General features: G+C 70.6%; 24 protein-coding genes. 19 read left to right on the top strand and 5 right to left on the bottom strand.

What is annotated here, in order from left to right:
• Positions 1-85 precede the first annotated feature (85 nt).
• Entirely contained in the window at positions 86-1,549 is a 1,464-nt protein-coding gene (locus AB0J33_RS17780) for an SDR family oxidoreductase (RefSeq protein ID WP_363614774.1), read from the bottom strand.
• A 35-nt stretch (positions 1,550-1,584) separates the two neighbouring features.
• Between AB0J33_RS17780 and glyA the strand changes: the two genes are divergently transcribed.
• The 16 genes from glyA (at position 1,585) to AB0J33_RS17700 (ending at position 15,516) form a co-directional block, all read left to right on the top strand.
• Positions 1,585-2,874, top strand: coding sequence for a serine hydroxymethyltransferase (gene glyA / locus AB0J33_RS17775; RefSeq protein ID WP_363614772.1), 1,290 nt, complete (start codon positions 1,585-1,587; stop codon positions 2,872-2,874).
• On the top strand, positions 2,867-3,292 hold the full coding sequence (locus AB0J33_RS17770) for a hypothetical protein (protein WP_363614770.1): 426 nt from the start codon (positions 2,867-2,869) through the stop codon (positions 3,290-3,292). The genes glyA and AB0J33_RS17770 overlap by 8 nt, the downstream gene beginning before the upstream one ends.
• Positions 3,293-3,473: 181 nt before the next feature.
• Positions 3,474-3,710, top strand: a complete 237-nt coding sequence (locus AB0J33_RS17765) for an AtpZ/AtpI family protein (RefSeq protein ID WP_088991414.1) — start codon at positions 3,474-3,476, stop codon at positions 3,708-3,710.
• Between the two features lie 11 nt (positions 3,711-3,721).
• A complete protein-coding gene (atpB, locus tag AB0J33_RS17760; RefSeq protein ID WP_363614767.1) occupies positions 3,722-4,519 on the top strand; it encodes a F0F1 ATP synthase subunit A in 798 nt (265 codons plus the stop codon).
• Positions 4,520-4,585: 66 nt separating this feature from the next.
• Positions 4,586-4,819: an ATP synthase subunit C gene (locus AB0J33_RS17755; protein WP_067312849.1), complete on the top strand. Its 234-nt coding sequence runs from the start codon at positions 4,586-4,588 to the stop codon at positions 4,817-4,819.
• 32 nt (positions 4,820-4,851) lie between these two features.
• Positions 4,852-5,391 (top strand): F0F1 ATP synthase subunit B, encoded by a 540-nt coding sequence (locus AB0J33_RS17750; RefSeq protein WP_363615188.1) that lies wholly within the window; start codon positions 4,852-4,854, stop codon positions 5,389-5,391.
• Complete coding sequence (locus tag AB0J33_RS17745) at positions 5,391-6,212, top strand: F0F1 ATP synthase subunit delta (RefSeq protein WP_363614765.1); 822 nt, start codon at positions 5,391-5,393, stop codon at positions 6,210-6,212. Before AB0J33_RS17750 ends, AB0J33_RS17745 begins: the two co-directional genes overlap by 1 nt.
• Positions 6,213-6,341: 129 nt before the next feature.
• Positions 6,342-7,994, top strand: coding sequence for a F0F1 ATP synthase subunit alpha (gene atpA / locus AB0J33_RS17740; RefSeq protein ID WP_363614763.1), 1,653 nt, complete (start codon positions 6,342-6,344; stop codon positions 7,992-7,994).
• A 4-nt stretch (positions 7,995-7,998) separates the two neighbouring features.
• Positions 7,999-8,928, top strand: coding sequence for a F0F1 ATP synthase subunit gamma (locus AB0J33_RS17735; RefSeq protein WP_363614761.1), 930 nt, complete (start codon positions 7,999-8,001; stop codon positions 8,926-8,928).
• Positions 8,928-10,364 (top strand): F0F1 ATP synthase subunit beta, encoded by a 1,437-nt coding sequence (gene atpD, locus AB0J33_RS17730; RefSeq protein WP_363614759.1) that lies wholly within the window; start codon positions 8,928-8,930, stop codon positions 10,362-10,364. Before AB0J33_RS17735 ends, atpD begins: the two co-directional genes overlap by 1 nt.
• Positions 10,365-10,589: 225 nt before the next feature.
• The gene (locus AB0J33_RS17725; protein ID WP_363614757.1) at positions 10,590-11,732 is read left to right on the top strand and encodes an LCP family protein; all 1,143 of its coding nucleotides are present in this window, start codon (positions 10,590-10,592) and stop codon (positions 11,730-11,732) included.
• A gap of 88 nt (positions 11,733-11,820) precedes the next feature.
• Positions 11,821-12,102, top strand: coding sequence for a F0F1 ATP synthase subunit epsilon (locus AB0J33_RS17720; RefSeq protein ID WP_363614755.1), 282 nt, complete (start codon positions 11,821-11,823; stop codon positions 12,100-12,102).
• Positions 12,103-12,114: 12 nt separating this feature from the next.
• A complete protein-coding gene (locus tag AB0J33_RS17715; RefSeq protein ID WP_363614753.1) occupies positions 12,115-12,570 on the top strand; it encodes a DUF2550 domain-containing protein in 456 nt (151 codons plus the stop codon).
• A gap of 235 nt (positions 12,571-12,805) precedes the next feature.
• On the top strand, positions 12,806-13,981 hold the full coding sequence (locus AB0J33_RS17710) for a histidine kinase (protein ID WP_363614751.1): 1,176 nt from the start codon (positions 12,806-12,808) through the stop codon (positions 13,979-13,981).
• Positions 13,978-14,697, top strand: coding sequence for a response regulator transcription factor (locus AB0J33_RS17705; RefSeq protein ID WP_363614749.1), 720 nt, complete (start codon positions 13,978-13,980; stop codon positions 14,695-14,697). The genes AB0J33_RS17710 and AB0J33_RS17705 overlap by 4 nt, the downstream gene beginning before the upstream one ends.
• Before the next feature lie 81 nt (positions 14,698-14,778).
• Positions 14,779-15,516 carry a DedA family protein gene (locus AB0J33_RS17700; protein WP_363614747.1) on the top strand — a complete coding sequence of 246 codons (738 nt, stop codon included), beginning with the start codon at positions 14,779-14,781 and terminating at the stop codon, positions 15,514-15,516.
• Between the two features lie 122 nt (positions 15,517-15,638).
• Here the strand turns inward: AB0J33_RS17700 and AB0J33_RS17695 are convergent, their stop codons facing one another.
• Positions 15,639-16,211: a cob(I)yrinic acid a,c-diamide adenosyltransferase gene (locus AB0J33_RS17695; RefSeq protein ID WP_363614746.1), complete on the bottom strand. Its 573-nt coding sequence runs from the start codon at positions 16,209-16,211 to the stop codon at positions 15,639-15,641.
• Between AB0J33_RS17695 and murA the strand changes: the two genes are divergently transcribed.
• Positions 16,210-17,652, top strand: coding sequence for a UDP-N-acetylglucosamine 1-carboxyvinyltransferase (gene murA / locus AB0J33_RS17690; protein WP_363614744.1), 1,443 nt, complete (start codon positions 16,210-16,212; stop codon positions 17,650-17,652). The genes AB0J33_RS17695 and murA overlap by 2 nt on opposite strands.
• 233 nt (positions 17,653-17,885) lie before the next feature.
• On the top strand, positions 17,886-18,734 hold the full coding sequence (locus AB0J33_RS17685; protein WP_363614742.1) for a 3-hydroxyacyl-CoA dehydrogenase family protein: 849 nt from the start codon (positions 17,886-17,888) through the stop codon (positions 18,732-18,734).
• A 40-nt stretch (positions 18,735-18,774) separates the two neighbouring features.
• Here the strand turns inward: AB0J33_RS17685 and AB0J33_RS17680 are convergent, their stop codons facing one another.
• Positions 18,775-19,620, bottom strand: coding sequence for an ABC transporter permease (locus AB0J33_RS17680; protein ID WP_363614740.1), 846 nt, complete (start codon positions 19,618-19,620; stop codon positions 18,775-18,777).
• Entirely contained in the window at positions 19,617-20,468 is an 852-nt protein-coding gene (locus tag AB0J33_RS17675) for an ABC transporter ATP-binding protein (protein WP_363614738.1), read from the bottom strand. Before AB0J33_RS17675 ends, AB0J33_RS17680 begins: the two co-directional genes overlap by 4 nt.
• A gap of 151 nt (positions 20,469-20,619) precedes the next feature.
• Here AB0J33_RS17675 and AB0J33_RS17670 point away from each other — a divergent pair, with 151 nt between their 5' ends.
• The gene (locus AB0J33_RS17670; RefSeq protein ID WP_363614736.1) at positions 20,620-22,626 is read left to right on the top strand and encodes a protein meaA; all 2,007 of its coding nucleotides are present in this window, start codon (positions 20,620-20,622) and stop codon (positions 22,624-22,626) included.
• Between the two features lie 36 nt (positions 22,627-22,662).
• On the opposite strand, the gene AB0J33_RS17665 is transcribed toward AB0J33_RS17670, so the two are convergent.
• Positions 22,663-22,959: a DUF1540 domain-containing protein gene (locus AB0J33_RS17665; protein ID WP_363614734.1), complete on the bottom strand. Its 297-nt coding sequence runs from the start codon at positions 22,957-22,959 to the stop codon at positions 22,663-22,665.
• Between the last annotated feature and the right edge of the window lie 110 nt (positions 22,960-23,069).

Here is a 23,069-nt window from a genome sequence, read left to right as displayed (position 1 = left end):
CTGTCGTGACAAAAGGGTGCTCATACCTCTAAATCGGCAACACAAAGTGCAAGATCGCGGGGCGCGGGCGCGGGGCGCGGGGCGGTTAGGGGGTTTGCTCGGCGTTGCGGGCTATGTTGCGGGCCATTCCGCCGAAGACCACCGCGTGGAAGGGGGCCACCGAGCCCCAGTAGGCGTGGCCGGCCAGGCCGCGGGGCAGGAAGACGGCGCGCTGCTGGTAACGGCTGCGGCCACCGTCGGCCGGCAGCACCCGCATCTCCAGCCAGGCCCGACCGGGCAGCCGCATCTCGGCGCGCAGTCGCAGCAACTCACCCGGGACGATCTCCTCGACCCGCCAGAAGTCCAGCGCCTCACCGACCTGGAGGCGGTGCGGGTCGCGTCGACCCCGCCGCAACCCGACCCCGCCGACCAGCCGGTCCAGCCAGCCCCGGATCGACCAGGCCAGCGGGAACGAGTACCAGCCGTGTTCGCCACCGACGCCCTCGACGACCCGCCACAGCGCCGCGGGTGGCGCGTCCACCGCCCTCTCCCGGACGTCGGTGTACGCGGTGCCGCCGGACCAGTCCGGGTCGCTGGGCAGCGGCTCGGCGGGCGCGTCCGGGCCGCTCGCGGTGGACCAGCGGGTCTCCACCTGGGCGTCGCGCACCTTGGCCAGTGCCAGCGCCACCGCCTCGTCGAAGCTGGTCAGCCCCTCCGGCGGGTCCGGGACGTACCGGGCGATGTCGTGTTCGTGGGCGACCGCCTCGTGGACCAGGCTCTCCACCAGCGGGCGGGCGATCTTGTTGGGCACCGGGGTGATCAGACCGACCCAGTGCGAGGAGAGCGACGGGGTGAGCGGACGAACCGGCACGATGACCCGCCGACGCAGCCCCGCCACCCGGGCGTAGCGCTGCATCATGTCCTGGAAGGTCAGCACGTCCGGGCCACCGATGTCGAAGCCCCGGTTGACCTCCGCCGGCAGTTCGACGCAGCCGGCCAGATAGCGCAGCACGTCGCGGACGGCGATCGGCTGGATCCGGTTACGGACCCAGCGTGGGGTGACCATGGCCGGCAGCCGCTCGGTCAGGTAGCGCAGCATCTCGAACGACGCCGAGCCGGACCCGATGATCACCGCGGCGCGGAGCACCGCCGTGGGCACCCCGCTGTCCAGCAGGATCCGGCCCACCTCGGCGCGGGAGCGCAGGTGCGGGGAGGGCACCTCCGCGTCGGACGCCGGCTCCGGGCCGCCCAGGTAGACGATCCGGCGTACGCCGGCCGTGCGCGCCGCCGTCGCGAAGTTGGTCGCCGCCGTGCGGTCGGCCGCCTCGAAGTCGGGGCGGCCCAGCGAGTGCACCAGGAAGTACGCGACGTCCACGTCGGCGAACGCGGCGGCCAGCGTCTCCGGCCGGCTCAGGTCCCCCTCGACGATCTCGGCCGCCGAGGCCCAGGGCACGTCGCGCAGCCGCACCGCCCTGCGGGCGAGGCAGCGCACGGTGTGCCCGTCGGCGAGCAGCAGCGGTGTCAGCCGCCCGCCGATGTATCCGGTGGCTCCGGTGACGAGGCATCTCACAGGTCCCAGTGTGCGGCCCCCTAGACTCGTTCGCTGTGGAGACCGAGACGAGCACCTTCTGGGGGCCGGATTTCGCGCAGCTCAGGGCCACCGACCCGGAGATCGCCGGGGTGGTCCTGGGCGAGCTGGACCGGTTGCGCGGTGGCCTGCAGCTCATCGCCAGCGAGAACCTGACCTCGCCGGCCGTGCTGGCGGCGCTCGGCTCGACGCTGACCAACAAGTACGCCGAGGGTTATCCGGGCCGGCGCTACTACGGCGGCTGCGCCGAGGTGGACCGGGCCGAGGAGATCGGCATCGCCCGCGCCAAGGAACTCTTCGGGGCCGAGCACGCCAACCTCCAGCCGCACTCCGGGGCGAGCGCCAACCTGGCCGCGTACGCCGCGTTGGTGCAGCCGGGGGACACGGTGCTGGCGATGGACCTGCCGCACGGCGGGCACCTCACCCACGGCAGCCGGGTGAACTTCTCCGGTAAGTGGTTCCACCCGGTCGGCTACCCGGTCCGGCCGGACACCGAGCAGATCGACTACGACGAGGTACGGGACCTGGCGCGGGCGCACCGACCCAAGCTGATCATCTGTGGGGCCACCGCGTACCCACGCCTGATCGACTTCGCGCGGTTCCGCGAGATCGCCGACGAGGCCGGCGCGTACCTGATGGTGGACGCGGCGCACTTCATCGGTCTGGTCGCCGGCCGGGCGATTCCGTCCCCGGTGCCGTACGCCGACGTCGTCTGCGCCACCACCCACAAGGTGCTGCGCGGCCCGCGCGGCGGCATGATCCTGTGCCGCGAGTCGCTGGCCCAGCGGATCGACAAGGCGGTCTTCCCGTTCACCCAGGGCGGCCCGCTGATGCACGCGGTCGCGGCCAAGGCGGTCGCGCTGCGCGAGGCCGCCCAGCCGGAGTTCCAGACGTACGCCCGGCAGGTGGTCAGCAACGCGCAGGCGCTCGCCGCGGGGCTGGCCGACGAGGGGATGCGTCCGGTGTCCGGTGGCACCGACACCCACCTCGCCCTGATCGACCTGCGCGAGCTGGGGGTTACCGGCGCCGACGCCGAGCGCCGCTGCGACGCCGCCTCGATCACCCTGAACAAGAACGCCATCCCGTACGATCCGCAGCCGCCGATGGTGGCCTCCGGCATCCGGGTGGGCACACCGAGCGTCACCACCCAGGGGATGCGTGAGGGGGAGCTGCGGCAGGTGGCGACGCTGATCGCCCGTGCGGTGCGCACCGATCCCGGCGCCCCGGGCGGGGCGGACGAGCTGACCCGACTCGGTGCCGAGGTGACCGAGCTGGTCGCGGCGTTCCCGGCGTACCCCCGTGGCTGAGCCCGGGGTGGTCCAACCGGACAGCGACCGGCGGTGGCGGTTGCGGCACCTGCCGGTGTTGCTGGCGGCGTCGCTGGCGCTGGCCGCGGTCGCCGCGGTGGTGGGCGGCGTGACCGGCGGCGCGACCGCCGCGTTCGGCGCGGCGGCCGGTGTGGGCGTCACGGTGCTCAGTTACACCCTCACCACAGTGGTGCTGGCCTGGGCCGACCAGATCAACCCACAGTTGCTGCTGCCGCTCGGCCTGGGCCTCTATGCGCTGAAATTCACCCTTCTGGGGGTGGTGATGGTGGCGGTAGCGTCGACCGGTTGGGCCGGATTGGTCCCGCTCTGCCTCGGCATCGTCGCCGGGGTGGCAGTGTGGACGGCGGTGCACATCTGGTGGCTGACCACGGTGCACGCCCGTCGGTCGTCCAGCTGACCCGACGGGCGTCCCACCTTTCGGACGCGCCGCAATGTGTCGGCCTCCGGTCATTTTCCGACGGGCGGAAGGGGAGTAGCGTGCCCACAGACGACGGCGCCCACGAGAAGCCCACACAACGACGGTTGTGCGGGGGGTGAGGCACAGCCTCGTCTTCCCGGCTGATATCGTTCGCCCCGTCATGGCTGGTGACCAAACCCCCCGTCCCGCCGGCGAACCGGACGACTATCCGTCCGGCGCCGGTCAGGGTTGGACCGCGCTCAGCTACCTCATCGGAGGCATGCTCGTGTGGGGTTTCATCGGTTGGCTGGTTGACCAGTGGCTCGACACCGGCGGCGTCGCCACCGGGATCGGCGTCGTGCTCGGTATGGCTGGGGGCATCATCCTGGTCGTCCGCCGACTCGGCACGCCTACTTAGGAAGGGACGCGGTGTTCGGACAGGCGAACGTTCTGGCAGCGGGCCAGGCGGGATTCCCACCCACGGTGGACGACTTCTACCTGCCCAGCATCCTGCCCTGGGGTGTGGAGAACTCGTACTGGTTCACCAAGATCACGGCGATGGTCTGGATCGCGGTCGGCGTCCTGATCATCTTCTTCCTGGCGACCTACCGGAACCCGCAGTTGGTGCCGACCAAGAAGCAGTGGTTCGCCGAGTCGATCTACGGCTTCGTGCGTAACAACATCGCGGTCGACATGATCGGCCACCAGGGCGTGCGGTTCGCCCCCTACTTCACGACGCTGTTCTGCTTCGTGCTGCTGACGAACGCGTTCGCGATCATCCCGTTCTTCCAGATCTCGCCGAACTCGCACATCGCCTTCCCGGCGATCCTCGCGATCATCAGCTATGTGCTGTTCAACTACGTCGGCATCAAGAAGCACGGCTTCGTCAAGTACTTCAAGAACTCGCTGATCCCGCCGGCACCCTGGTACATCCTGCCGCTGCTGATCCCGATCGAGCTCTTCTCCACCTTCATCGTCCGGCCGTTCTCGCTCGCGGTTCGTCTCTTCGCGAACATGTTCGCCGGTCACATGCTCCTGCTGGTCTTCACGCTCGGCGGCTTCGCGATGCTGAGCACCAACGCCTGGCTGGCCCCCGTGTCGGTGCTCTCCTGGGTGATGACCATCGCGCTCACCTTCCTCGAGTTCCTGGTGATCTGCCTGCAGGCATACGTCTTCACCGTCCTCACCGCCAGCTACGTGCAGGGCGCGCTCGCCGAAGAGCACTGATCCACCGCACCATCCGTTGTCGTCCCGCGTGAGAGTCACGCGTGATAACCAGGAGGAACCACACCAATGGACGCTAGCGTTCTCGCCGAGGTCACCGGTAGCACCGCTGCCATCGGCTACGGTCTCGCCGCCATCGGCCCGGGCATCGGCGTTGGCCTGGTCTTCGCTGCCTACATCCAGTCGACCGCCCGGCAGCCGGAGTCGTCGCGGATGACCCTTCCGTACGTCTGGATCGGCTTCGCCGTCATCGAGGCGCTCGCGCTGCTCGGCATCGCCTTCGGCTTCATCTGGGCCGGCTGATCCCGCCCCTTCCGACCGGGAGGTCACCCATGTTGTTCCTCCTCGCCGCCGAGGGTGGTGAGTCAGAGCACAACCCGATCATCCCGCTTTGGCAGGAGATCGTGGTCGGCTCGGTTGCCTTCGCCGTGCTCTGCTTCGTGTTGATGAAGTTCGTCTTCCCGCGCATGGAGCAGACGTTCCAGGCCCGGGTCGACGCGATCGAGGGCGGCATCAAGCGCGCCGAGGCCGCCCAGGCCGAGGCGAACCAGCTGCTCGAGCAGTACCGTGCCCAGCTCGCTGAGGCCCGGACCGACGCCGCCAAGATCCGTGACGACGCGCGGGCCGACGCCGAGGGCATCCGGCAGGACATCCTCGCCAAGGCGCGGGAAGAGTCCGACCGGGTGATCCAGGCGGGCAAGGACGCGCTCGCCGCCGAGCGGGCCACCATCGTGCGCGAGCTGCGCGCGGAGGTCGGCACGATCGCGGTGGACCTGGCCAGCAAGATCGTTGGCGAGTCGCTGGCCGACGAGGCGCGGCGCAAGGGCACCGTCGACCGGTTCCTGAGCGGTCTCGAGAGCACGGGGGCCCGCTGATGCAGGCCGCCAGCCGGGAGTCGTACAAGGTCGCGGCCGAGCGCCTCGACGCGTACGTCCGCGGCGCGGAGCCGTCGGCGGTGGCCTCCACCGCCGACGCCATCCTCTCCGTGGCGACCCTGCTGCGGCGTGAGCCGCGGCTGCGCCGGGCGCTCTCCGAGCCGGCCCGTTCCGGCGAGGACCGCGGCGCGCTGCTCGGCGACATGCTGGGTGGGCGGATCGGCGCGGACGCGCTCGACCTGCTCGTCTCGCTGGTCTCCGGCCGCTGGTCGGCACCGTCGGAGCTGCTCGACGGCACCGAGCGCCTCGGCGTGGAGGCGCTGCTGGCCAGCGCCGACAAGGCCGGTGAGCTGGGCGAGGTCGAGGACGAGCTGTTCCGCTTCGGTCAGGTCGTGTCGGGTCAGTCGGCGCTGAGCAACGCGTTCGCCGACCCGGTCGCCCCGGTCGAGCAGCGGGCCACCCTGGCCCGTGAGCTGCTCGCCGACAAGGCCCGCCCGGTCACCGTCCGCCTCGTCGAGGCGGCGCTCGGCGGGTTCGGGGGACGCTCCTTCGCCGGGGCGCTCACCCGGCTGGTCGAGCTCGCCGCCGACCGGCGTGACCGGCAGGTGGCGTACGTGACCGTCGCGGCCCCGTTGAGTGACGAGGACGAGCGTCGGCTGGGTGCGAGCCTCACCGCGATATACGGTCGAGAGGTCTCCGTCAAGCAGACGGTCGACCCCGCCGTCCTCGGTGGCGTGAGCGTCCGGGTCGGTTCCGACCTGTACGACGGCACCATCCTGCGCCGCCTCAACGAGACCCGCAACGCGCTCGCGAAGCGCTGATCGGCCTCGCCGCCCAGTCCGCCGCTTGGCGTCGGGGCGGTTCAGCCGCCCAGCGCCCGGATTGACAGACGCCATTCGGACCGGTTGGTACTAGGTATCCCGGGCCCCTGAATTTTAAGGAAGCAGAGGATGGCCGAGCTGACCATCTCGACGGAGGAGATCCGCGGCGCCCTGGAGCGCTACGTCTCCTCCTACTCGTCCGACGTCTCCCGCGAGGAGGTCGGCACCGTCGCCGACACCGGCGACGGCATCGCCCACGTCGAGGGCCTGCCCTCGACCATGACCAACGAGCTCCTGGAGTTCGAGGACGGCACGCTCGGCGTGGCGTTGAACCTCGACGTCCGGGAGATCGGCGTCGTCGTTCTCGGTGACTCCGCCAAGCTGGAGGAGGGGCAGCGGGTCAAGCGCACCGAGCGGGTTCTCTCCGTTCCGGTCGGCGACGCCTTCCTCGGCCGCGTCGTCAACGCGCTGGGCGACCCGATCGACGGGCTTGGCGACATCGCCAACGAGGGCTTCCGCGAGCTGGAGCTACAGGCTCCGAACGTGATGTCCCGGCAGTCCGTCGACGAGCCGCTGCAGACCGGCATCAAGGCCATCGACGCGATGACCCCGATCGGTCGGGGCCAGCGGCAGCTGATCATCGGTGACCGGAAGACCGGTAAGACCACGGTCGCCCTGGACGCCATCCTCAACCAGCGGGACAACTGGCGCACCGGCGACCCGAAGAAGCAGGTTCGCTGCATCTACGTCGCCATCGGCCAGAAGGCCTCCACCATCGCCTCCATCAAGGGGCAGTTGGAGGAGGCGGGCGCGATGGAGTACACCACCATCGTCGCCTCCCCGGCCTCCGACCCGGCCGGCTTCAAGTACCTCGCTCCGTACACCGGCTCGTCCATCGGGCAGCACTGGATGTACGGCGGCAAGCACGTTCTGATCGTCTTCGACGACCTGAGCAAGCAGGCCGAGGCGTACCGCGCCGTGTCGCTGCTGCTGCGTCGCCCGCCGGGCCGTGAGGCGTACCCGGGTGACGTCTTCTACCTGCACTCCCGCCTGCTGGAGCGCTGCGCGAAGCTCTCCGACGAGCTGGGTGGCGGCTCGATGACCGGTCTGCCGATCATCGAGACGAAGGCCAACGACATCTCGGCCTTCATCCCGACCAACGTCATCTCGATCACCGACGGTCAGATCTTCCTGGAGACCGACCTGTTCAACCAGGGCGTTCGTCCGGCGATCAACGTCGGCACCTCGGTTTCCCGGGTCGGTGGCGCCGCGCAGGTCAAGCCGATGAAGAAGGTCGCCGGTTCGCTGCGGCTCAACCTCGCGCAGTACCGCGAGCTGGAGGCGTTCGCCGCCTTCGCCTCCGACCTGGACCGGGCCTCCCGGGCCCAGCTGGACCGCGGTTCGCGTCTGGTCGAGCTGCTCAAGCAGCCGAACTACTCGCCGTTCCCGGTGCAGGAGCAGGTCGTCTCCGTCTGGGCCGGCACCGAGGGCAAGCTGGACGACATCCCGGTGGGCGAGGTCCGGCGCTTCGAGTCGGAGTTCCTCCAGTACCTGCGGCACAAGCACCAGGGCGTGCTGGCCGGGATCGCCGACAACCAGTGGAACGACGACATCATCGGCTCCCTGGACAGCGCGATCAGCGAGTTCAAGCAGGTCTTCCTCGGCAAGGAGGACGAGCGCAAGGTCAACGACGCGCCGGCCGCGCCGCTGGAGGGCGACGAGAACCGCGAGACGGTGACCCGCTTCCGCGACGGCGCGACCGACCGCCCGGCCGAGAGCTGATCTGATGGCGGCCCAGGTACGCGTTCTTCGTCAACGGATCCGCTCGGCGAAGTCGATGAAGAAGATCACCAAGGCGATGGAGCTCGTGGCGACGAGCCGGATCGCCAAGGCTCAGGCCCGGGTGCAGGCGTCCCTGCCGTACGCCCAGGCCATCACCGGTGTGCTCACGGCGCTGGCGTCCAACGCGCGGATCGACCACCCGCTGCTCACCCCGCGCGAGCGGGTGCGGCGGGCGGGCGTCCTGTTGGTCACCAGCGACCGTGGCCTGGCCGGCGGTTACAGCTCCAACGCGATCAGGATGGCGGAGTCGCTGATCGCGCGGCTCAAGGAGGACGGCAAGGAGCCGGTGCTCTACGTCATCGGGCGTAAGGGCGTCGGGTTCTACCGGTTCCGCGAGCGGCCGATCGAGGCGAACTGGACCGGTTTCAGCGAACAGCCGTCGTTCGAGGACGCGCGTACCGTCGGTGAGACGCTGATCAAGGCGTTCACGGCCGGTGCGGACGACGTCGACGGCGGCGCCGGAGCCGACGGGGTGCTCGGCGTCGACGAGTTGCACATCGTCTACACCGAGTTCCACTCGCTCATGACGCAGAACCCGGTGACCAAGGTCATCGGTCCGATGCAGGTGGAGGACCGGCCGCGCTCCGAGGGGTTGCTGCCGGCGTACGAGTTCGAGCCGGAGGCGGAGGCGCTGCTCGACGCGCTCCTGCCGAGGTACATCAACACGCGGATCTACGCGGCGTTGATCGAGTCGGCGGCGAGTGAGTCGGCGGCACGGCGGCGGGCGATGAAGAGCGCCACCGACAACGCCGAAGAGATGATCGAGAAGTACACGCGCGAGATGAACTCGGCTCGCCAGGCCGGGATCACCCAGGAGATCAGCGAGATCGTCGGCGGCGCCAACGCGCTGGCCGCGTCGGGAAGTGAAGTGTGATGACTGCACCAGTAGAGACCAAGACGGCCACGGGTCGCGTGGTCCGGGTCATCGGCCCGGTCGTCGACGCCGAATTCCCGCGCGACGCCATGCCGGCCCTGTTCAACGCTCTCAACGTCAAGGTGAACCTGTCCGGCGGTGAGAAGACGCTGACCCTGGAGGTCGCCCAGCACCTGGGTGACAACCTGGTCCGTGCCATCTCGATGCAGCCGACCGACGGCCTGGTCCGTGGCGCCGAGGTGCGCGACCGCGGCGAGCCGATCACGGTGCCGGTGGGCGACGCGGTCAAGGGCAAGGTGTTCAACGCGATCGGCGAGGTGCTCAACCTCACCGAGGGCGAGACGTTCGAGGCCGACGACCGGTGGGGCATCCACCGCAAGGCTCCGGCCTTCGCGGACCTGGAGCCGAAGACCGAGATGCTGGAGACCGGCATCAAGGTCATCGACCTGCTCGCCCCGTACGTCAAGGGCGGCAAGATCGGCCTGTTCGGCGGCGCGGGTGTGGGCAAGACGGTGCTCATCCAGGAGATGATCACCCGGGTTGCCCGCAACTTCGGTGGTACCTCGGTGTTCGCCGGCGTGGGTGAGCGCACCCGTGAGGGCAACGACCTCATCGCCGAGATGACCGAGTCCGGCGTCATCGACAAGACCGCGCTGGTCTACGGCCAGATGGACGAGCCGCCGGGCACCCGGCTGCGGGTGGCGCTCTCCGCGCTGACCATGGCGGAGTACTTCCGGGACGTGAAGAAGCAGGAGGTGCTGCTCTTCATCGACAACATCTTCCGCTTCACGCAGGCCGGTTCGGAGGTGTCCACCCTGCTCGGCCGGATGCCGAGCGCCGTGGGTTACCAGCCGACCCTGGCCGACGAGATGGGCGAGCTCCAGGAGCGGATCACCTCCGTCCGGGGCCAGGCCATCACCTCGATGCAGGCGATCTACGTGCCGGCGGACGACTACACCGACCCCGCCCCGGCCACCACGTTCGCCCACCTGGACGCGACCACCAACCTGGAGCGGTCGATCTCCGACAAGGGCATCTACCCGGCCGTGGACCCGCTGGCGTCCTCGTCCCGGATCCTCGCCCCGGAGTTCGTCGGCAACGACCACTTCCAGGTCGCCACCGAGGTGAAGCGGATCCTGCAGCGCTACCGCGACCTGCAGGACATCATCGCCATCCTCGGTATCGAGGAGCTCTCCGAGGAAGACAAGATCACCGTGGCTCGGGCCCGGCGGATCGAGCGCTTCCTGTCGCAGAACACCTACGCGGCGGAGCAGTTCACCGGCGTGCCGGGCTCGACGGTCCCGATCAAGGAGACCATTGAGGCGTTCCGGAAGATCAGCGAGGGTGAGTACGACCACTTCCCCGAGCAGGCGTTCTTCATGTGCGGCGGTCTCGAGGACCTGGAGAAGAAGGCTGAGGAGCTGATGAAGGGCTGACCAGCCCCCGTCGGACCCGTAACAAAAAGACTGCCCCGGCAACGCCGGGGCAGTCTTTTGTTCATGTTCGCGCCTTACCATCGTCGCGGTCCGTTACTCGCGGTCGTCACTTTCGAGGCTCCCGAGATACGGTTCGTTCCGCGCGCTCACCTGAACGAGCGTTGATCTGTGCAACCTTTCGGCGACGTGCGCCCGTCTTCCTCATCGTGGGCGTAACGAACGGAGATGCTCGTGGGTAAGGCCGGCAAGAGTGGCCGCAAGCCGTCCATCTGGCGAGGCGTGCCACGGTGGGCCCGGATCTGCACGGTGTTCGGCACCGTGCTGACCGTGCTCAGTGGGGCCGTGCTGGTCGGCACCGAGGTGCTCATGGCCCGCTACGAGGGGGCCGTCGGCAAGGCCGATCTCTTCGGTGACCAGGCGGCCGGCGCCCAGGCGAAGAAGAGCGAGATCAAGGGTCCGCTCAACATCCTGCTCGTCGGCATCGACCCACGTACGCCGACGGCCGCGCCCCTGGCCGACTCGATCATGGTGCTGCACGTGCCGGCCTCGATGGACCGGGCCTACCTGTTCTCGCTGCCACGCGACCTCTACGTGGACATCCCGCCGTTCAAGAAGGCCGAATTCCCGGGCGAGACCACGAAGATCAACGCCGCGATGTCGTTCGGCAGCAAGGTGCCGGGGGCCAACCCCGACGCGGCCCGGGGCTTCGAGCTGCTGGCCACCACCGTGCAGAAGGTGACCGGCATCAAGCGGTTCGACGCCGGCGCGATCATCAACTTCACCGGCTTCCAGAAGATCGTCGACGCCATGGGCGGTGTCGACATGTACATCGAGCGCGACGTGAAGTCCGAGCACAAGCAGCCGGACGGCAAGCCTCGGCCGGGCAACACCCGCGGTGAGGGCTACGTCGGCCCGCAGGCGATCTACAAGAAGGGCAACCGGCACCTGAGTGGGTGGCAGGCGCTGGACTACGTCCGGCAGCGCTACCCGAAGAACGGCGTTCCGGATTCCGACTACGGCCGGCAGCGCCACCAGCAGCAGTTCGTCAAGGCCATGGTCGGCCAGGCGTTCAGCGCCGACGTGGTGTCCAACCCGATCAAGCTCGACAAGGTGCTCCGCGCCGCCGGCCAATCACTGATCTTCAACGGTCGGGGCAACAGTGTGGTCGACTTCGGGCTCGCCCTGAAGGACATCCGCCCGAACACGATCGAGATGATTAAGCTGCCCGGTGGGGGCGTCTTCGACGGTAAGAGGTATCTGGGCGAGCAGTTCCAGCCGGGGGTGCCGGACTTCTTCACCGCCCTGCACAACGAGCAACTCGACCCGTTCCTGCTCGAGCACCCGGAATTTGTGAACAAGGCCAAGTAGTCGGGACGCCGTTGTCCGCACCCGCGTTGGGCGCGCCTCATCGTCAGGCTAGACTTTCGGCAATCCGTAGCCGCAGCAAGGAGACAGCGTGGCACAGCAGCTTCACGTCGAGCTCGTCGCCGTCGAGGAGAAGGTCTGGTCCGGTGACGCCGAGATGGTCGTCGCCCGGACGACCGAGGGCGAGCTGGGTGTCCTGCCGGGGCACGCGCCGCTGCTCGGCCAGCTGGCCGAGCCGGGTCAGGTGCGCATCAAGCTGGCCGGTGGCGAGCAGGTGTCCTACGAGGTGTCCGGCGGCTTCCTCTCGGTGAGCGCCGACGGCGTCACCGTGCTGGCCGAGAGCGCGACCCCGGTCTCCGCACAGAGCCGCTGAGCCACACCGGGGATGGAGATCGTCGAAGGACTCGGAATCGGCGTTGTCGTCATCCTCTGCGCGCTACTGATCCTGTTCGGCCGGCGAGCGCTGGTCACCCGCAGCGGTGGCATCATCCGGCTTAGCGTCCGCGTCTCCACCATGCTCGACGGCCGTGGCTGGTCGCCCGGCTTCGGTCGGTTCGCCGGTGACGAGTTGCGCTGGTACCGGATGTTCAGCTTCGCGATCCGGCCCAAGCGGGTGCTCTCCCGCAAGGGCCTGGCGGTGGAGCGCCGCCGGTTGCCCGAAGGCCAGGAACGGCTCTCCATGCCGGCCGACTGGGTGATCCTCCGCTGTACCAGTCACCACGCACCGGTGGAGATCGCCATGGCGCGATCGACCGTTACCGGTTTCCTCTCCTGGCTCGAGGCCGCCCCTCCGGGGGCGGTCTCGCCGCGTATGGCCTCCCAGGACTGGCCTGCCGCCTGACCGGGGCGCATCTCCTCGAACTGCTCGGCGAGCAGTCGGCGTGCGGCCCTCGCCCTGCACGGCGAAGCCGGGATCCTGCCGGAATCATTCCGCTGTCGTTGACCATGTCGGTCGAGGTGGCCCCGACGCCGCCCGGACTGGATCGTGCCGCGGGCTGGCCTGCCGGCCACCCGGAGGAGGGGACCCGGCCAGTGGGAGGACCGGAGCCCGGCCGGTGGCTCCGTATGGTGGCCGGGTGGGGGCCGGTCGACGCAGTTGGTGGCCCGAGCTACTGCTCGGGCTGGTCGCGGCCGGATTGGGCCTGGCGACCACCCGACTGATCGCGCCGGGGCTGCCGCGCGAGACGTGGGCCGGCGTCTTCGCCGTGTTCGCCGGGTTGGTTCTGGTCGGCGTGCGCCGACTGCCCTGGCTGGTGCTCGTCGCCGAGTGTGCGCTGGTGCTCGTCGCCGACGCCACCACTGTGACCGGCACCGACACGGCGCAGCTCGCGGCGGCGGTCGCGCTCGGGTTCGTCGCCTATCGGGCGAACTGGCCGGCGACTGCTGCGGCCTTCGCCCTGTTCTACTCCGCGACCCTGGTGAACGTCGTCGACCCGGGCAACGCCGTGGTGGTCACCGGCGCCCAGGGCGTGCTCCGATTCATCACGTTGACCGGCATCGCCGCCGCGCCCGTCGCCTTCGGCCGTTACCTGCGCGGTGTCCGCCACGGGACGTTGGTCGCCGAGGAGCGGGCTCGGGAGGCCGAGTTCCGCCAGGCGGTGGAAACCCGGGCCGCCCGATTGGCCGAGCGTGCTGGCATAGCGCGGGACCTGCACGACATCGTGGCGCACCACATCGCCGCGATCGCCCTGCGCGCGGGCTCCGCCCGGTACGCGGTCGCGCGCACCGGCAACGCCGACGAGGCCGTGCTGGCGCTGGGCGAGCTGCGGGACACCGCCGGCCACGTGTTGGACGAGCTGCGGGAGCTGCTGGAGGTGCTGCGTGACCCGGACGCTGTCGAGTCGGCTGCCCCTCAGGTGGAGCCGGAGCAGTTGATCGCCGATGCCGCCCGCCGGGTCCGGGAGGCCGGGGTGGCGCTGCGGGTGACCGTGTCCGGCGCGCTGGCCGACGCCCCACTTGTGGTCGGCACGACCGCCGCCCGGGTGGTGCAGGAGGCGCTGACCAACGCTCTCAAGCACGCCGGCCCTGGAGCGAGCGTCTCGGTCGAGGTGCGGTCCTACGCGGGAGGTCTGGTGGTCGAGGTGCGCGACAGCGGACCGGTCCGGCCCCGACCGGTGCTGCCGCCGTCCGGGTACGGGCTCGGCGGGATGCGGGAGCGGGTCGGGCTGCTCGGTGGCACGCTGAGCGCGGCGGCGACCGAGGACGGCGGATGGCTGGTGCAGGCACGGTTGCCGATCAGGGAGAACGCGTGATCAGGGTGCTCGTGGTGGACGACCAGGCGCTGGTCCGGGCGGGCGTGGGGCTGCTGCTGCGGACGGCCGGCGAGTTCGAGGTCGTGGGGGAGGCTGGGGACGGGCTGGAGGCGGTCCGGCTCGCCGAGCGGCTGCGCCCGGACGTGGTGTTGATGGACCTGCGGATGCCCCGGATGGACGGCATCGAAGCGACCCGCCGCATCCTGGACCGCCAGCCAGCCGCCCGGGTGCTGGTGCTCACCACCTTCGCCGACGACGCGAACGTCTACGGCGCGCTGGGGGCTGGCGCGCTCGGCTACCTGGTCAAGGATGGCGAGCCGGAAGAGCTGATTGATGCGGTGCGCCGGGCCGCCGGGGGTGAGCCGCTGCTCGCCCCGCCGGTGCTGGCGCGGATCGTCCAGCGGGCGATCGCCGTGCACGAGCGGGAGCGCCAGCGGGAGCCGGACCGGCTCGGGCCGAGACTGCGACTCCTCAGCCGGCGGGAGCGGGAGGCGCTCGCGTTGGTTGGCGCCGGGCTGTCCAACGCCGAGATCGGCGCTCGGCTGCACCTGGGCGTCACCACCGTCAAGACACACGTCTCGGCCGCGATGGAGAAGCTCCACCTGCGCAACCGGGTGCAGGCCGCGGTGGTGGCACACCGGCTGGGGCTGGTCGACGACGACTTCAATCCGGTGCTCGAACTGGACGCCCCTGAGCGCCACCCGGGGGACACCTAGGGATACCGGCGGCCACCCGGAGGATGCGGGCCGGCCGGCGGGAGGGGCGTCGACGTGCGGCCCGCGCGGGACAGTCGGTCGGTGACCTTCGAACCCCTTCTCGATCTGCTTACCCGCCTACCACCCGGGTACGTGCTGCTGGTCGCCGCCGCGGTGTTGGCGGCGGAGGTCGGCCTGCTTGCCGGTCTCGTGCTGCCGGCGGCCACCACCATGCTCACCGTGGGCCTGCTGGCCCGTGACGGTCAGGTGGACCTCGTGGTCGCGCTGGTGGTCACGACGCTGGCGGCCTTCGCCGGCGACCAGGCCGGCTACCTGGAGGGTCGCCTCCTCGGTGCCCGGCTGCGGACCGGCCGGATGGGCCGGCGGATCGGGCCGGAGCGCTGGCAGCGGGCCGAGTCGCTGGTGTCTGCCCGGGGCGGCCTGGCTGTCCTCCTTGGCCGGTGGACTGCCTTCGTCCGGACCCTGGTGCCCCGGGTGGCCGGTGCGGTCGGGCTGCCGTACCGGCGGTTCGTGGCCTTCAACGCCCTCGGTGTGCTGATCTGGGTGCCGGGCACCGTGCTGGTCGGCTACACCATCGGGGCGGTGCCCACCGGGGCACTGGCCGGCGGCGGCGCGCTGCTGGTCGTGGTGGCCGCGGGTGTGTCGTTGGTCCGCCGCGTGCGGCGGGCCAGGGCCCGCCGCCGGGTGACCGCCAGCAGGTCCTGTGCGGGACTGCGCCGTCAGGGCGGGCCGGGCGGCTGGGCACGCGGCTCCCGGCGGCCAGGTCCGGGGCGGGGCGTGCGCAGCCGGCGCGGTGCGCTGGACGACTCCGGCCGCTGAAGCGGGTCAGGCGGGCGCCCCGACCAGTTCCGCCCCCAACTCGCGGGGTAGCCACCTCCGGTGACGCGTGGTGGCGGCCAGAGTGGGAACCCACCCTTCGACGTGGTGCGGAGCACCGACGGTCAGCGGTTGCCGCCTGGCACCCATAGCACATCTCCTGCCGGATTTGCCGTTCTTGACAGGATAAAGAGCAGATCGGAGAGCCGGTTGAGATACTTTGCCGGGAGCGTGCTGGTTCGTTCCGGATCATGGCTGACCAGCGCCCACGCCGCCCGTTCGGCACGCCGGACGACGGTCCGCGCCACGTGCAGCAGCGCCGCGCCCGCGGTGCCGCCGGGGAGGATGAAGGAGTCGAGCTTGCTCAGGCGCGCGTTGTACTCGTCGCACCAGCCCTCCAGGCGCTCGACGTACTCCTCGGTCACCCGCAGCGGCGGGTACTTCGGCTCCGGCTCGACCGGGGTGGACAGGTCGGCGCCGACGTCGAACAGGTCGTTCTGCACCGACCCCAGCACCCCGCGTAGCTCCTCGTCGAGGTTCCCCAGCGCGAGCGCGACACCGATCGCCGCGTTGCACTCGTCGACATCCGCGTACGCGGCGATCCGGGGATCGGTCTTCGGCACCTGCTCGTTGTTGCTCAGCCTGGTCATGCCGGCGTCGCCGGCCTTGGTGTAGATGCGCGTGAGGTGGACGGCCATGACGCACAGCCTACGGATTCCCGACCTGACGATCCCGGCGCGGCCGGACAGCACCGCCGGCTGGCCGGTGGTGGTGGGCCCCGGCGACGGCGGCGATTCGGCGGTCAACGATGTCGACGTCATCCGGGTGCACGGTGACGCCCGGCTGGCCGGCACCGTGCACGTGGTCGGCGCCAAGAACTCCGCGTTGAAGCTGATGGCCGCCGCGCTGCTCGCGCCCGGCCGTAGCGTGATCACCAACGTCCCCCGGATCACCGACATCGCGATCATGGGAGAGGTGTTGCGTCGGCTGGGCTGCGACGTCCAGTTCGACGCGGACGATCCGGTCGACCCGATGGTCGCTCGCGGCGGGGTGGCCCGGTCCCGGTCGGTGACAATCGACGTGCCCGAGCAGCCGGGGGCGGACGCCGACTACGACCTGGTCCGCCGGTTGCGCGCCTCGATCTGTGTGCTCGGTCCGCTGTTGGCCCGTCGGGGGTACGTCCGGGTGGCCCATCCCGGCGGCGACGCGATCGGGTCGCGGGGGTTGGACATGCACATCTCCGGGCTGACCCGGATGGGCGCGGAGATCTCCGGTGAGCACGGGTTCGTCATCGCGTCCGCCCCGCACGGCCTGCGTGGCGCGGACATCGTGTTGGACTTTCCCAGCGTCGGCGCGACCGAGAACCTGGTGATGGCGGCGGTGCTGGCCCAGGGCGCCACGATGATCGACAACGCGGCCCGGGAGCCGGAGATCGTCGACATCTGCACGATGCTCAACCAGATGGGCGCGCGTATCGCCGGCGCGGGCACGTCCACGTTGCGGATCACCGGAGTGTCCGGTCTGCGCCCGGTGCGGCACGCCACGGTGGGGGATCGGATCGTCGCCGGCACCTGGGCGTTCGGCGCGGCGATGACCCGGGGGGACGTGACGGTGACCGGGCTTGATCCGGCCTTCCTGGAGGTCGCGCTGGACAAGGTGGTGGCCGCCGGCGGCCTGGTGGAGACGCGGGGGGACGGCTTCCGGGTCCGGATGGACGAGCGGCCCCGGGCGGTGGACGTGGTGACGCTGCCGTACCCCGGCTTCGCCACCGACCTGCTACCGATGGCGATCGGGCTGGCCGCCGTCAGCGACGGCGCCTCCCTGATCACCGAGAACATCTTCGACGGCCGGTTCATGTTCGCCAACGAGATGATGCGGCTCGGTGCGGACATCAAGACCGACGGGCACCACGCGGTGGTCCGTGGCCGGGATCGACTCTCCGGCGCCCCGGTGCGGGCCACCGACATCCGTGCCGGCGCGGGGCTGATCATCGCCGGGCTCTGCGCGCAGGGGGTCACCGAGGTCTCCCACGTGCACCACGTCGACCGGGGCTACCCGGATTTCGTGGCCGACCTGCGCGCGCTCGGGGTGACGGTCGAGCGGGGTACCACGCCGGAGGAGCCGGCACTGGAGATTTGACGGCGCAGGCGTCCTCGTCCGGCCCGACCGGGCGGGCGCTGCTTCCTCCATCGGCCCGACCCGACCCGACCCGGCCCGACCCGACCCGGCCCGACCCGACCCGGCCCGACCCGACCCGGCCCGGCCCGGCCCGGCCCGACCCGACCCGACCCGGCCCGACCGCCACTTAGCCATCGTTCAGGCTCGCCGACTAGGGTGCAGGCAGGCACTCAATCGCAGCGAGGGAGAAGTAGATGGCGGGTCGACTCGCGGTCGTCGGGGCCGGGTTGATGGGTTCCGGCATCGCCCAGGTGGCGGCGCAGGCTGGCTGGCAGGTGACGCTGCGCGACCTGGACGACGCGGCCACCACCCGGGGGCTCAGCGGCATCCGGAAGTCACTGGAGAAGTTCGCCGAGAAGGGTCGGATCGAGGCGTCCGAGGTCGAGGCGACGCTGGCCCGGATCACCCCGACCACCGACCTGGAGGCGGCGGCGGACGCGGACATCGTGGTCGAGGCGGTCTTCGAGCGGCTGGAGATCAAGCACGAGGTGTTCCGCGCCCTGGACAAGATCTGCAAGTCGGACGCGGTGCTGGCCACCAACACCTCGGCCATCCCGGTCACCCAGATCGCCGCGGTGACCGAGCGACCCGAGGCGGTCGTCGGCACCCACTTCTTCTCGCCGGTGCCGATGATGCAGCTCTGCGAGTTGGTTCGCGGTTACAAGACCAACGACGCCACGCTGGACACGGCGCGGGCCTTCGCCGAGGAGATCGGCAAGACGGTCGTGGTGGTCAACCGGGACATCGCCGGTTTCGTCACGACCCGGCTTATCTCCGCCCTGGTGATGGAGGCGGTCAAACTGGTCGAGGCCGGTGTGGTGTCGGCGGAGGACCTGGACACCGCCTGCCGGCTGGGCTTCGGGCACGCGATGGGTCCGCTGGCCACCACCGACCTGACCGGCGTGGACGTGCTGCTGCACGCCTCGAAGAACATCTACACCGACACCGCCGACGAGAAGTTCTTCCCGCCGGAGTTGCTCCAGCGGATGGTCACCGCCGGCGACCTGGGCCGCAAGACCGGCAAGGGCTTCTACACGTACTGAGGTGTGGCGGCCGGGGCGGGAGGCCGCCCCGGCCGGCCGCTCAGCCGTCGCGCTTGGTGGTCCAGCGGAACGTGGTCAGGCAGAGCACCACACCGATCACGCACCACAGGACCAGCACGATCGCCACCCGGCCCAGTTCGAACGAGCCGCCCGGCTCCTGCGCGCCGAAGCTCTCCGGCAGGAACACCGACCGCAGCCCCTGGCACATCCACTTCAGCGGGAACAGCGCCGCCACCTGCTGCATCCAGGTGGGCAGGTCGGTGAAGACGAAGAACACCCCGGAGATGAACTGGAGCACCAGGGCGACCGGGGTGACCACCGCCGAGCCGCTGCGGGCGGTGCGGGCCAGCGACGAGATCGCGATGCCGCACAGGGTGCACGCGGTCACCCCGAGCACGGAGACCCAGCCGAAGGTGAGCCACTTCGCGGCGGTGCCGGGCAGGTCGAGGTCGAACAGCGCCACCGCGACGGCCAGCAACAGCGCCGTCTCGGCGATGCCGATCGCCACCACCATGATCACCTTGCCGGCGAACCAGACCCACTTCGGCATCGGCGTGCCCCGGTAGCGCTTGAGCACGCCCCGGTCGCGCTCGATCGGGATCCAGATGCCGAGGTTCTGGAAGCTCACCGTCATCAGGCCGGTCGCGATCATGCCGGTGATGAAGTACTGGGTGAACTTGACGCCGCCGCCGATCGTGCCATCGAAGATCGACGCGAAGATCAGGATCATGATGATGGGGAAGCCCATCGTGAAGACCACGGACTCCCGGCTGCGCAGGAACTGGGTGATCTCCAGTCGGCCCTGACGCAGGGCGAGCGCGCCGGCGCCCGGCCGGCGGCTGCGGGTCGCGGGGACCGGCGTCGCCGGCTTCGTCGTGGTCGTCATCGCGCGTGTCCGATCATGGTGAGGTAGACGTCCTCCAGGGTCGGCCGGGTCACCGTGAGCCCGGGGACCTCGCCGCCGTGACGCGCGGCCAGGTCGGCCACGAGGGCCGTCGGCGTCGCGCTCTGCGCACTTTCCAACGTCCCTTCCGGGGTACGCCAGGAGACCGTCGCGAGGGCCTCCTGGCGATTGCCCAGCCGGTTGGGCGCGGCGACCTCGACCAGCCGACCGCCGGCGATGACGCCGACCCGGTCGGCGAGCGCCTCGGCCTCGTCCAGGTAGTGGGTGGTCAGCACGATGGTGGTGCCGGCCGCGGCGAGATCGCGGATCAGCTCCCAGAACTCGCGACGCGCCTCCGGGTCGAAGCCCGTGGTCGGCTCGTCGAGGAAGAGCAGCTCGGGGCGGCCGATGATGCCCAGGGCCACGTCCAGCCGGCGCTTCTGGCCACCGGAGAGGGTGTGCGTACGGGCCTTCGCCTTGCCGGCCAGACCGACCCGCTCGATCACCTTGGCCGGGTCGTCCGCGTCCGGGTAGAAGCCGGAGAAGTGCCGGATCACCTCGGCCACGGTCAGTTCGTCGAACTCGCCGGTGCCCTGGAGCACGATGCCGACCCGGGAGCGCCAGTCCGCGTCCGGGTTGGCCGGGTCCGCGCCGAGCACGGTGACCTCGCCGGCATCCCGGTGGCGGTAGCCCTCCAGGATCTCCACCGTGGTGGTCTTGCCGGCGCCGTTCGGGCCGAGCAGGGCGAACACCTCGCCCCGGTGGACGTCCAGATCCACGCCCGCCACGGCCACGTTGTCGCCGTACGCCTTGCGCAGCCCCCGGACGGAGATGGCCAGCTCATCATCCATGACGTCCAGTGTGCGTCCTGGTGGCAATCGGCAGGTGCCCGGGGTGTGGCGGTCCGCGCCATCGCGGGCGCTTGCCACCCGGACGTCCCCGACATGGACCTGTGTGGTTTTCCACAGCACCTTTTACTGAACGGTAACTTAGACTCCGGCCATGGATGAGATGGCATTCCCCGGGCGACTGCCCGAGCGGGACCGCCCGTGGGTGATGCGCACCTACGCCGGCCACTCGTCGGCCGCGGCGACCAACGCCCTCTTCCGCCGCAACCTGGCGAAGGGGCAGACCGGCCTCTCGGTCGCCTTCGACCTGCCCACCCAGACCGGGTACGACCCGGACCACGAACTCGCCACCGGCGAGGTCGGACGGGTGGGTGTGCCGGTGGCCCACCTCGGCGACATGCGGGCGCTCTTCGACGGGCTCCCGCTCGCCGACACGAACACCTCGATGACCATCAACGCCCCGGCGATGTGGCTGCTCGCCCTGTACGGCACCGTCGGGTTGGAGCAGGGGGCCGACCTGGCCCGCTGCGCCGGCACCACCCAGAACGACATCATCAAGGAGTACCTGTCCCGCGGCACGTACATCTTTCCGCCGGCGGCGTCGCTGCGGCTCACCGCCGACGTGGTGGCGTACACGCTGCGCGAGATGCCCCGGTGGAACCCGGTCAACATCTGCTCGTACCACCTCCAGGAGGCCGGCGCGACGCCCGTGCAGGAGGTCGGCTTCGCGCTGGCCACCGCGGTCGCCGTGCTCGACGCGGTCCGTGACTCCGGCCAGGTGCCGGCCGAGCGGATGGGCGACGTGGTGCAGCGGATCTCGTTCTTCGTCAACGCCGGGGTGCGCTTCGTCGAGGAGATCGCCAAGATGCGCGCGTTCGGCGTGCTCTGGGACGAGATCACCCGAGACCGGTACGCGGTCGCCGAGGCCAGGCAACGGCGGTTCCGCTACGGCGTGCAGGTCAACTCGCTCGGCCTCACCGAGGCGCAGCCGGAGAACAACATCCAGCGCATCGTGCTGGAGATGCTCGGCGTGACGATGTCCCGCGACGCCCGGGCCCGCGCGGTCCAACTGCCCGCCTGGAACGAGGCGCTCGGCCTGCCCCGCCCGTGGGACCAGCAGTGGTCGCTGCGGATGCAGCAGGTCCTCGCGTACGAGTCGGATCTGCTCGAATATCCCGACCTCTTCACCGGCTCGCACGTGATGACCGCGCTGGTCGACGAGGTGGTGACCGGTGCGCGGGCCGAGCTGGACAAGGTGCTGGAGCTGGGCGGCGTCGTCGCCGCCGTGGAGACCGGCTACCTCAAGAGCGCGCTGGTCGCGTCGCTCGCCGAACGGCGTCGTCGGCTGGAGTCCGGCGCCGACGTGGTGGTCGGGGTCAACCGGTACACCGAGACCGAGCCCTCCCCGCTGACCGCCGCCGGTGCGGGCGCCGTCGAGCAGGTCGATCCCGAGGTGGAGGCCGCCGCCGCGGACGGCGTACGCCGGTGGCGGGCCGACCGGGACGCGGACGCCGTGGACGCGGCGCTGGCCCGGCTCCGCGCGGACGCCGCGACCACCACCAACCTGATGCCGGCCACCCTGGCGTGCGTGCGGGCCGGCGTGACCACCGGCGAGTGGGCCGGCGCGCTGCGCCAGGTCTTCGGCGAGTACCGGGCGCCGACCGGTCTGGCCGGCGCCACCGGCAGCGGCGGCGAGCCGGGCCTCGCGGCGGTCCGTGAGCGGGTCACCGCCACCGCGCGGGAGCTGGGCAGTGGCCGGTTGCGGCTGCTGGTCGGCAAGCCCGGCCTGGACGGGCACTCCAACGGCGCGGAGCAGATCGCGGTACGCGCGCGGGACGCCGGCTTCGAGGTCGTCTATCAGGGCATCCGGTTGACCGCCGGGCAGATCGTGGCGGCCGCCGTGGAGGAGGACGTGGACCTGGTCGGGTTGTCCGTGCTCTCCGGCTCGCACCTGGCCGCCGTGCCCGCGGTGCTCGACGGACTGCGTGCCGCCGGCCGGGCGGACCTGCCGGTGGTGGTGGGCGGCATCATCCCGGCCGGGGACGCGGACACCCTCCGGGCCGCCGGGGTCGCCCGGGTCTTCACTCCGAAGGACTTCGCCCTCACCGGCATCATCGACGACCTGGTGACCGTCATCCGGCGCGCCAACGACCTGCCCTGATCGGCGCTGCCCCGGCGGGTCGCCGGCCGGCCTAGGTCAGCGGCCGGCGTAGGTCATGCAGTCGGCCATGTCGTTGTCCGGGCCGACCCGGATGGACGTCGCGTGGCACTCCAGCCGCTCGTTGTGCCGGCAGTCGGCGCGCTGGCAGGCGCCCACCTGCGCGATCAGACTCTCCACGCCGCCCCGGACGGGCGACTCGACGAAGGTGTGGCAGTGCGCGTGATCCAAGCTGCCGATCGTGATCGCGAAGGCGTGGCAGTCACCCGACTGGTTGTACGCGCACGCGGCGACCACGCATTCCTGGACCCGGGGCATCTCCACCGCAGCGGTCATGCCGACCTCCTCAGGGCTCTTGCCCCGATACTAGGCTTTGCCGGCCCGCGGAACCCCGGTATGGGCACCCCGCCGCCCAGCATGATCGACTCGGGTTTCAGGAAGGCGGG

The organism is Micromonospora sp. NPDC049645 (assembly GCF_040675155.1).
Taxonomy (GTDB): Bacteria; Actinomycetota; Actinomycetes; order Mycobacteriales; family Micromonosporaceae; genus Micromonospora.
This window is presented reverse-complemented; position numbering and strand designations above follow the sequence as displayed.